Source organism: Elioraea sp. (assembly GCF_051860475.1).
Classification (GTDB): domain Bacteria; phylum Pseudomonadota; class Alphaproteobacteria; order Acetobacterales; family Acetobacteraceae; genus Elioraea.
The window spans coordinates 1-10097 of sequence record NZ_JBHYDW010000117.1 but is presented as its reverse complement, the minus strand read 5'-3'; the positions used below and the strand labels follow the sequence as shown (position 1 = coordinate 10097).

General features: G+C 73.0%; 8 protein-coding genes. 6 read left to right on the top strand and 2 right to left on the bottom strand.

Annotated features, from left to right (window positions below):
• The 6 genes from ACTIFU_RS17650 to ACTIFU_RS17625 all read left to right on the top strand — a co-directional run.
• The coding region (locus tag ACTIFU_RS17650) for an amidase (RefSeq protein ID WP_439579632.1) at positions 1 to 1096 on the top strand (1096 nt) is incomplete at its 5' end.
• Between the two features lie 60 nt (positions 1097 to 1156).
• Positions 1157 to 2479: an aspartate aminotransferase family protein gene (locus tag ACTIFU_RS17645; RefSeq protein ID WP_439579631.1), complete on the top strand. Its 1323-nt coding sequence runs from the start codon at positions 1157 to 1159 to the stop codon at positions 2477 to 2479.
• Positions 2480 to 2501: 22 nt separating this feature from the next.
• Positions 2502 to 4646: a response regulator gene (locus ACTIFU_RS17640; RefSeq protein WP_439579630.1), complete on the top strand. Its 2145-nt coding sequence runs from the start codon at positions 2502 to 2504 to the stop codon at positions 4644 to 4646.
• Positions 4647 to 4734: 88 nt separating this feature from the next.
• Positions 4735 to 5718, top strand: a complete 984-nt coding sequence (locus ACTIFU_RS17635) for a CobW family GTP-binding protein (protein ID WP_439579629.1) — start codon at positions 4735 to 4737, stop codon at positions 5716 to 5718.
• Positions 5715 to 6791 (top strand): WD40 repeat domain-containing protein, encoded by a 1077-nt coding sequence (locus tag ACTIFU_RS17630; protein ID WP_439579628.1) that lies wholly within the window; start codon positions 5715 to 5717, stop codon positions 6789 to 6791. Before ACTIFU_RS17635 ends, ACTIFU_RS17630 begins: the two co-directional genes overlap by 4 nt.
• An 11-nt stretch (positions 6792 to 6802) precedes the next feature.
• Entirely contained in the window at positions 6803 to 7621 is an 819-nt protein-coding gene (locus tag ACTIFU_RS17625; RefSeq protein WP_439579627.1) for an aldo/keto reductase, read from the top strand.
• On the opposite strand, the gene cueR is transcribed toward ACTIFU_RS17625, so the two are convergent.
• Together cueR and ACTIFU_RS17615 are read right to left on the bottom strand one after the other, a co-directional pair.
• A complete protein-coding gene (gene cueR / locus ACTIFU_RS17620) occupies positions 7581 to 8075 on the bottom strand; it encodes a Cu(I)-responsive transcriptional regulator (protein ID WP_439579626.1) in 495 nt (164 codons plus the stop codon). The two genes, ACTIFU_RS17625 and cueR, sit on opposite strands and share 41 nt — an antisense overlap.
• A gap of 17 nt (positions 8076 to 8092) precedes the next feature.
• Positions 8093 to 10097, bottom strand: a 2005-nt coding sequence (locus ACTIFU_RS17615) for a copper-translocating P-type ATPase (RefSeq protein WP_439579625.1), incomplete at its 5' end; no start/stop codon positions are given.

Genomic DNA, 10097 nt, shown 5'->3' with positions numbered 1-10097 from the left:
CTCCGGCCTCACGCTGGCGGTGAAGGACCTGTTCGACGTCGAGGGCGCGCCGACCGCGGGCTCCACACCCGACTGGCCGGGCGGGCGCGGGCCGGCGGAGACCGATGCCTGGGCGGTCGCGGCGCTGCGCGCGGCCGGTGCCACGGTGGTCGGCAAGACCATCACCGACGAGGTGAGCCGCGGCCTGATGGGCGAGAACCGGCACTACGGCGTGCCGGTCAATCCGCGCGCGCTTGGCCGCGTGCCGGGCGGCTCGTCCTCCGGTTCGGCGGCGGCGGTGGCGGGCGGGCTCGCCGACATCGCCCTCGGCACCGATACCGGCGGGTCGGTGCGCGTGCCGGCCTCGTTCTGCGGCCTCTACGGCATGCGGCCGACGGTCGGGGCGATCCCGATGGACGGCGTGATCCCGCAATCGCCGCTGTTCGACACGGTGGGCTGGTTCGCGCGCGATGCCGCGACCTTGGCGCGCGCGGGCGAGGTGCTGCTGCGACACGCGCCTTCGGAGCATCCGCCGGCGCGGTTGCTGATCGCCGAGGACGCCTTTGCCGTCGCCGACGGCGCGGTCGCCGCCGCGCTGCGCGCCCCGCTCGACCGCATCGCCGCCGCGATGGGGCGGGTCGCGCGCATCGACGTCGCGCCCGAGGGGCTTGCGGCGCTGTTTGCGAACCATCAGACGCTGCAGGCGCGCGAGGCCTACGACACCTTCGCACCCTGGCTGGATGAGGAGAACCCGCGGCTCGCCTGGGAGGTGGCGGCGGCGTTTGCCGGCGGCGCGGCGATCCCGCCCGACCGGCGCGGCCCGGCGATGGAGCGTCGCCGCCGCCACGCCGCGCGTCTCGCCGCGCTCTGCGGCACGGATGGCGTGATCGCGCTGCCGACCACGCCCTTCCCGGCGCCGCCGCGCGATCTGCCGCGCCGCCTGATGTGGCCGCTGCGCACCCGCGCGGGCACGCTCACCTGCATCGCCGGCTCGGCGCAGGTGCCACAGGTGAGCCTGCCGCTCGCCGCGGTGGATGGCCTGCCCGTCGGCCTCTCGCTGATCGCCGCGCCGGGCAACGACGCCCTGCTGCTCAGGGCCGCGCTCGCCTTCGGCTGATCGGCTTGCCGGGCCGTTGGTCCGATGTCACCTTGCCCCGACCCGTCTGGAGGGCCCCCGATGAACGTCACGCTCCGCCCCAACAATCTCGACGCCTTCTGGATGCCCTACACGGCGAACCGTGCCTACAAGGCGAGCCCGCGCCTGCTCGCGCGCGCCTCGGGCGTGCACTACTACACGCCTGAGGGCCGCGAGGTGCTCGACGGCACGGCCGGGCTCTGGTGCGTCAATGCCGGGCATGGCCGGCGCGAGATCGCCGAGGCGATCAAGCGCCAGGCCGACGAGATGGATTTCGCCCCCACCTTCCAGATGGGCCACCCGATCGCCTTCGAGGCGGCGGCCGCGCTCGCCGAGTTCCTGCCCGACGGGATCGAGCGCGTGTTCTGGACGAACTCGGGCAGCGAGGCGGCGGATACCGCGCTGAAGATGGCGCTCGCCTATCATCGCGCGCGCGGTGAGGGCCAGCGTGTGCGCCTGATCGGCCGCGAGCGCGGCTATCACGGCTGCGGCTTCGGCGGCATGAGCGTGGGCGGCATGGTCGCCAACCGGCGCCAGTTCGGCGCCCAGCTCCCCTTCGTCGATCACCTGCCGCACACCCATTCGCGCGCGCACCAGGCGTTCAGCCGCGGAGAGCCCGAGTGGGGGGCGCATCTCGCCGATGCGCTCGATGACCTGGTGAAGCTGCACGGCGACACGATCGCCGCGGTGATCATCGAGCCGGTCGCCGGCTCGACCGGCGTGCTGGTGCCGCCCAAGGGCTATCTCCGGCGCCTGCGCGAGCTCTGCACGAAGCACGGCATCCTGCTGATCTTCGACGAGGTGATCACCGGCTTCTCGCGCCTGGGCTCGGGCTTCGCCGCCGAGCATTTCGGTGTCGTCCCGGACATCCTGACCATGGCCAAGGGACTGACGAATGCCGCCGTGCCGATGGGCGCGGTCGCGACCACGGACGCGGTGTACGACACCGTGGTCAACGGCGTGCCGGGCGGGATCGAGTTCTTCCACGGCTATACCTATTCGGGGCACCCGCTGGCCTGCGCCGCGGCGATTGCGGCGATCCGCATCCACCGCGAGGAGGACCTCGCCGGGCGCGTGCGCGGGCTCCAGCCCTACTGGCAGGACGCGATGCACGGGCTGCGCAGCTCCGCGGGCGTGATCGACGTGCGCGACGTCGGCCTGATCGGCGGGGTCGAGCTCGCCCCGCGCGAGGGGCGGCCCACCGAGCGCGCGATGAAGGTGTTCCATCGCTGCTTCGACGACGGCCTGCTGGTGCGCGTCACCGGCGACATCGTCGCCCTCTCGCCGCCGCTGACGATCGAGCGGGCGCATGTCGACCGGATCGTCGACACCCTCGACCGGGCGATCCGCGCGGAGCCGGCCTGAGCCGGACCTGCGGGTCCATTCCGTGAACCCCCTCCGCCGGTCGCTCGCTGACGTCCTCTGGCGGTGGCGCGGCGCGTTTGTCGCCCTGGCGCTGCTCTCCGGGCTCGCGGCCCTCGGCCTCAACCTGTATCGCGATCGCGCGGTGCAGCCGCTGATCCTGCGCGCGATGGACGTGGCGCCTCGGCTGACGACACAGCTGGCCCTTGGCCAGGCGCAGCTTCACGCGACCGCGCTGGAGACCCGGGCCGGCGGCCCGCCGGCCGTGCTCCGCCAGCGTTACGAGGCGTTCATCGCCGGGATCGCGGCACTGCGGAGCACCGAGGAGCGGGCGCTGTTCGCTGACCTGCCGCGCTTCGAGGCCACGCTCGACCGGCTGCTGGCGTTCCAGGCGCGCATCGATGACCTGCTTGGCCGGTCGCTCGACCTGCCGGCGGCGATCGCGGTCGACATGCCGCCCCCGGCGGTGGACGAGATGCTGCGGCTCCTCCCGCCGCTGCGCGAGCCGTTGGTCGAGCTCGCGGCGTCGGCCGGCGCGGCGCATCGGCTGGAGCTGGTGCGGCTCACGCGAACCGTGCGCGTCGCCGACCGCGTCCAGCTCCTGGCCGCCGGACTTGCCCTTGGCCTCATCGTGCTGCTCGGCGCCACCGTCGCCACGCGCCGGCGTGGCGAGGCGGCGGAACCGTCCGCCGCGCAGCACGCGGCGGCGTCCGGTGGCGCGCCCGACCCGGTCGGGCCGTCGCTGCTGGCCGCGGCCGCCCGTGACATCGCCGCTCCGCTGCATCGGATCGCCGGCACCTTCGGGCTGATTCTCGAACAGCCGGGGCTCGACTCGTCGCATGCGCGCGCGGTGCGGGCCGCGCGGGACGCAGCCGACGACATGCTCGCGAGCGCCGACGTGCTGCTCGATGCGGCCTCGCTGGTGGAAGGACGGGCGGCACCGGCCGAGGTGCCGTTCTCGGTCGATGAGGCGCTAACACGGGCGGTGCGCGGGCTCGATGGCCGGATCGCCGAGATGGGCGGCCGCGTCATGGTCTCGCGCGATCCGACGGTGCCGGCGTCCTGGATCGGCGACGGCGAGCGTGTCGCCACGCTGCTGCGCATGCTGGTGCTGCGCTGCCTGCCGCTGCGTCCCGGCGGCGCCCTGATGCTCCGTGTCACCCAGGAGGCCGGCGGGCTCGGTGCCGAGGTGGGCGACCCCGCGGCAGCGACCCTGCCGGCGGATGCGTTCGAGCCGGTCGATCTGCATGAGGCCTGGCCCGGCGAGGATCTCGCCGAGGGCCTGGCCGCGGTGGCCGCCTTCGCGGGCGCGCTCGGCGGACGCCTGGTGCGGCTGCGGGCCGGCGGCGGCCGGAGCGAGACCGTGCGCTGCGTCCTCCCCTTCGTCCCGGCCACCAATGACGGTGTCGAGCGGCCCACGCGGGCCGGGATCGTCTCGCACCCGCTCCACGTCCTGGCCGTCGACGATGTGCCTACCAACCGGCGCCTGCTCGCCGCGATGCTCGAGCGCCACGGCCACAGCTGCGACGTTGCCGCGGATGCGCGCGAGGCACTGCGCATGATCGGCGCGGCCAGCTACGACGCGGTGCTGATGGACGTGCAGATGCCCGCGATCGACGGGGTCCAGGCCACCAGGATGATCCGCGCCCTGCCGCCCCCTGTCGGCCAGGTCCCGGTGATCGCCGTCACCGCGCATGTCCTGCCGGAGCAGCGTATGGCGTTCCTCGAGGCCGGCATGGCCGCGGTGATCGAGAAGCCGGTCGCGACCAGCGAACTGCTGTCGGCGCTGGCGCGCGCCGTCCCGGGCATCCGCGGCCCCGCCACGGCGCCGCACGACGACAACGTGCCCGTGATCGACCAGCAGACCCTCGCCCTCGTCCGCTCCACCCTCGCGCCCGTCGACTTCGCGCGGCTTGTCGAGCGGCAGATCGGCGCCGGCGCCGCCGCACTCGCGCGGGCCGAGGCGGCCGCCGCGCGGGGCGACGCGAACGCGCTCGACGAGGCGCTGCGCGACCTCGCCGGCGCCTATGAGGGGCTGGGCGCGAGCCGGGTCGCCGCGGCCGTGGCGGCTGTGCTGGAGCGTCGCTCCGATCTCCCCGCGCTCCGCAGGGCCGTTGCCGACACCGCGGCCCAGCTCCGTCGCCGCCGCGCCGAGCTGGCCGTGCGCTGAGCGCGGGGCAGCCGCCCGGCCGGCTTGGCCGGCCCAGGGCCGCGCCCCTATATCTCCGTCCATCACCCCCGGAGGAGACCGCCATCCCATGCCGACCGACGCCGGCAGCGACCCGTCCTCGCCCGTTCCCGTCACCGTGCTGACCGGCTATCTCGGCGCCGGCAAGACCACGCTGCTCAACCGCATCCTGTCCGAACAGCATGGCAAGCGGATCGCCGTGGTGATCAACGAGTTCGGCGAGCTCGGCGTGGACAACGACCTCGTCATAGACGCCGACGAGGAAGTGTTCGAGATGAACAACGGCTGCATCTGCTGCACCGTGCGCGGCGACCTGATCCGCATCCTCGGCGGGCTGATGAAGCGGCGCGACCGGTTCGACTCCATCATCATCGAAACGACCGGCCTCGCCGACCCCGCGCCCGTCGCCCAGACCTTCTTCGTCGACGAGGACGTACGCTCCAGGACGAAGCTCGACGCCATCGTCACCGTGGTGGACGCGAAGCACCTGCCGGCGCGGCTGGCCGACTCCGCCGAGGCACAGGAGCAGGTCGCCTTCGCCGACGTGATCGTGCTGAACAAGACCGATCTCGCGACACCCGAGGAGCTTGCCGCCGTCGAGGACGCGATCCGCTCCATCAACCCCTACGCCGCCATCCACCGCGCCGAGCGCGCCGCGGTGCCGCTCGATGCCGTGCTCGACCGCCATGCGTTCGATCTGAACCGCATCCTCGCCAACGAACCCGACTTCCTCACCGAATCCGACCACGAACACGACGACCAGGTGACCTCCATCAGCGTGGCGATCGGCGGCGAGGTCGATCCCGAGAAGTTCAACGCCTGGGTGACCGAGCTGCTCGCGCAGAAGGGGCAGGACCTGCTGCGCACCAAGGGCATCCTCGCCTATCCCGGGGAGGACCGGCGCTTCGCCTTCCAGGCGGTGCACATGATCGCCGACGGCGACTTCATCAGGCCGTGGAGGGAAGGCGAGGAGCGCGTCTCGAAGATCGTGTTCATCGGGCGGAATCTCAGCCGGCCCGTGCTGCGCAAGGGCTTCGAGGCGTGTAAGGCGTGACGGACAGGAAAGGCACGGGGGGGGCAACGCTTGCCCCCCCAGACCCCCCCGCAGCGAACTTCCTGCTCGACACGCGCGGCACAACGCACACGCTCGACGCGTTCGTCGTCGCGGCCGCGTTCGACACCGACAGCCGGCAGGCCGCCTTCGCCCTCGGCGACGGCAGCGTGCGCATCGCCGCGCTCGCCGACCCGAACACGGCGATCACGATCGCCGCGCATGACGGCGCCTGCCTCGCCCTCTGCGCCGACGCCGCGCCCGGCGGCTTCCTGTCCGGCGGCGATGACGGTCAGCTCCGCCGCTGCGAAGCCGACGGCGCACACACGCTCGCCGCCTGGCCCGGCAAATGGGTCGAGCACGTGCTCGCCTACCCCGGCAAGGGCGCCTGGCGCGCCGCCGCCATCGGCAAGGCGGTGCACCTGCTCGACCCCGCCGGCCACGCGCTCAAGACCCTCACCCATCCCAGCACCGCCACCGGGATCGCCACCGACGCCAAGGGCCGCCGCCTCGCCGTCAGCCACTACAACGGCGCCTCGCTCTGGTTCGTCGCCGCCAGGGAGGACCGGCCGACCGCGCTCGCCTGGAAGGGCAGCCACACCGCGGTCGCGATCAGCCCCGATGCGCGCTACGTCGTGACCGCCATGCAGGAGAACGCGCTGCACGGCTGGCGCGTCGCCGATGGGGCCCACATGCGCATGAGCGGCTATCCGGCGAAGACGAAATCGCTCTCGTTCACCGCCAAGGGGCGCTGGCTTGCTACCAGCGGCGCCGAGACCATCGTCTGCTGGCCTTTCAGCGGCGACGGACCGATGGGCAAGGCGCCCGAGGAGCTTGCCGGCGGCGACGCCGTGCTCGTCACCCGTGTCGCCTGCCACCCGGAGCACGAGGTGATCGCCGCGGGCTTCGCCGACGGGCTTGTGCTGCTGACCGAGATCGCCTCGCGCAAGGTGCTGCCGGTCGCGGCTCCGGGCAACGGGCCGGTCAGCGCGCTGGCCTGGAGCGCCGATGGGCGCTGGCTTGCGTTCGGTACCGAAACGGGCTTCGCCGCCCTGGTCGATTTCGCCCCGCGATAGGAGAGACACCGATGCACGTGATCGAGACCGCGCACCTCGCGATGCCCAAGCTCGGCCTCGGCACCTGGGCGCTCAAAGGTGCCGACTGCGCGCGCGCGGTTGCCGAGGCGATCGGGCTCGGCTACCGCCACATCGACACCGCCGAGATGTACGACAACGAGGAGCCGGTCGGGCAGGGCATCCGCGATGGCGGTGTGCCGCGCGAGCAGGTGTTCGTCACCACCAAGGTGTGGTGGACCAATCTCGGCGATCCCGGCGCCGCGCTCGCGGCAAGCCTGAAGCGGCTGCGTCTCGACTACGTGGACCTGTTCCTCGTCCACTGGCCCAACCCCCAGATCCCGCTCGCGCCGACGCTTGCGGCGATGACGCGACTGAAGGAGCGTGGGTTTGCGCGCGCGATCGGCGTCGCGAACTTCCCCGCCACCCTGCTGGAGGAGGCAGTCGCGACCGGCGCGCCCGTGGCCTGCAACCAGGTCGAGTACCACGTCATGCTGAGCCAGGAGCCGGTGCTGCGCGTTGCGCGCACGCACGACATCGCGGTCACGGCCTACTCGCCGCTGGGCAAGGGCGGGCTCGTCGACGATCCCGCGCTGGCCGGGATCGGCCGGCGCCACGGCGCCTCCGGTGCGCAGGTGGCGCTTGCCTGGCTGCTCGAGCAGGACCGTGTCGCGGCCATTCCGAAGTCGGGCCGGGGCGAGAACATGCGCGCGAATCTCGCCGCGCTCGATCTGCGCCTGACCACCGAGGACCGCGCCGCGATCGCAGCACTTCCCAAGGACCGGCGCTTCGTCAATCCGTCCTGGTCGCCGGCCTGGGATCAGGCCGCCTGAGCCGCTCCGGCCCCGGCCGCCGCGCCTGACCTCGCGCGCCGCCGTCCGGCTGGCGATCCGGCGTCGTGTCGGCGAGGTCGGCGAGGATCGGGCACTCCGGCCGATCGTCGCCGTGGCAATGCGCGGCGAGGGTCGAGAGTGTCGCGGCCATCGCGTCGAGTTCGGCGATCTTGCGGCGGAGCGCGGCCACATGCTGCTCGGCGAGCCGCTTCACGTCGGCGCTGTGGCGGGCCCGATCACGCCAGAGCGCGAGCAGCCCGGCGATCCCGTCCATGCTGAAACCCAGATCGCGCGCGCGTCGGATGAAGCGCAGCGTGTGCACGTCCTGCTCCGCATAGTGGCGATAGCCGGACTCCGAACGCGCGGCCGGACCGATCAGGCCGACCGCCTCGTAGTAGCGGATCATCTTGGCCGACACGCCGGATGCCTTCGCCGCCTCGCCGATGGTCATCATCCGTTGAGCCTCCATCCTCACGCCGCGTGCGCCCGGTCGAGCCGGACGCGGCGGAGCCTCAGCGCATTCGTCACCACGAACACGCTGGAGAGCGCCATCGCGGCCGCCGCCAGCATCGGCGACAGCAGCACCCCATAGGCCGGATAGAGGACGCCTGCGGCGACCGGGATCAGCGCGGTGTTGTAGGCGAACGCCCAGAACAGGTTCTGGCGGATGTTGCGCAGAGTCGCCCGCGACAGCGCGATCGCCCGCGGCACCCCGCCAAGGTCGCCCGACATCAGCACCACGTCCGCCGTCTCGATCGCGATGTCCGTGCCGGTGCCGATGGCAACCCCGACATCCGCGGCCGCCAGGGCGGGCGCATCGTTGATCCCGTCGCCGACGAAGGCCGCGCGGCCGTAGCGCGCCCTCAGCCGGGCCAGCGCCTCGACCTTGCCGTCGGGCAGCACCTCGGCGATGACCTCGTCGATGCCGGCCGCGCGCGCAATCGCCTCGGCCGTGCGCGCGTTGTCGCCGGTGATCATTGCCACCTTCAGGCCGAGACGGTGCAGTGTGGCGATGGCGTCGGCGGAACCCTGCTTGAGCGTGTCCGCCACGGCGATCACCGCGGCGAGCCGGCCGTCGATCGCGGCGTAGAGCGGGGTCTTGCCCTCACCTGCCAGCCGCGCCGCGTCGGCTGCGAGCGCCGCGTGATCGATGCCGAGCCGCGCCATCAGGCGGTCCGCGCCGACGGCGACGCGCGCCCCCGCGACGGAGGCCTGGGCACCGAAGCCCGGGATCGCCTCGAACCCCGTGGCCGACGGGATGTCGATCGCTTCGGCCGCGGCCGCCGCGACGATCGCGCGCGCGATCGGATGCTCCGACCTCGCCTCGACCGCGGCGACCGCGGCCAGGACCGCGCGCCGGTCGACCTCCGGCACGGCGATCAGGTCGGTCAGCCCGGGGCGGCCCCTGGTCAGCGTGCCGGTCTTGTCGAACGCGACCACCTGCGCGTCCTTCAGACGCTGCAACGCTTCGCCGTGCCGGAACAGGATGCCCATCTCGGCCGCGCGGCCGATGCCGACCATGATCGAGGTCGGCGTGGCGAGCCCCATCGCGCAGGGGCAGGCGATGATCAGCACGGCGACGGCGTTCACCAGGGCGAAGGTGAGCGCCGGCTGCGGGCCGACCAGCAGCCAGGCCAGGAAGGTCGCGGCCGCAAGCACCATCACGGCGGGCACGAACCACAGTGTCACCCGGTCCACGAGCGCCTGGATCGGCAGCTTCGCCCCCTGCGCCTGCTGCACCATGCGGACGATCTGCGCGAGTACCGTATCGCTGCCGACCCGGGTGGCGCGGAACGCGAAGGCGCCGGTCTGGTTCACGGTGCCGCCGACCACCGCGGCGCCGTCGGTCTTCTCGACCGGTACGGGCTCGCCGGTGATCATCGACTCGTCGACGAAGCTCGATCCCTCGATCACCGTGCCGTCAACGGCGATCCGCTCGCCCGGTCGGACCTCGACGACGTCGCCCGCGCGCAGCTCGAGCACGGGGACGTCGATGGTCGCGCCGCCGCGGCGCACGCGCGCGGTGCGCGGCTGCAGCCCGACCAGATGCCGGATCGCCTGCGAGGTGTGGCCCTTCGCACGGGCCTCAAGAAAGCGGCCGAGCAGGATCAGTGTGACGATCACCGCGGCTGCCTCGTAATAGACATGCACGGTGCCCGGAGGCAGCAGCGACGCTGCGAAGGTCGCGACCACCGAGTAGGCGTAGGCCGCGCCCGTGCCGACCGCGACCAGCGCATTCATGTCCGGCGCGCCGCGCAGCAGCGCGGGGATGCCGGCGCGGTAGAAGCGCCGGCCCGGGCCGAACAGGACGAGCGTTGTCAGCGCGAACTGCGCGAGCCAGCTCGACTGCGTGCCGATCGTGTGGATCACCAGATGGTGGATCGCGGGCACGAGATGCGCGCCCATCTCGACCAGGAACACCGGCAGGGTCAGCAGGCCGGCGACCAGGACGGCGCGCCGCAGCCCGGCGAGCTCC

What these genes read in the sequence shown, in the direction of transcription:
- ACTIFU_RS17645 (WP_439579631.1), top strand. Translation starts at nt 1,157, where the DNA reads ATGAACGTCACGCTCCGCCCCAACAATCTCGACGCCTTCTGGATGCCC.
- ACTIFU_RS17625 (WP_439579627.1), top strand. Translation starts at nt 6,803, where the DNA reads ATGCACGTGATCGAGACCGCGCACCTCGCGATGCCCAAGCTCGGCCTC.
- cueR (WP_439579626.1), bottom strand. Translation starts at nt 8,075, where the DNA reads ATGATGACCATCGGCGAGGCGGCGAAGGCATCCGGCGTGTCGGCCAAG.
- ACTIFU_RS17635 (WP_439579629.1), top strand. Translation starts at nt 4,735, where the DNA reads ATGCCGACCGACGCCGGCAGCGACCCGTCCTCGCCCGTTCCCGTCACC.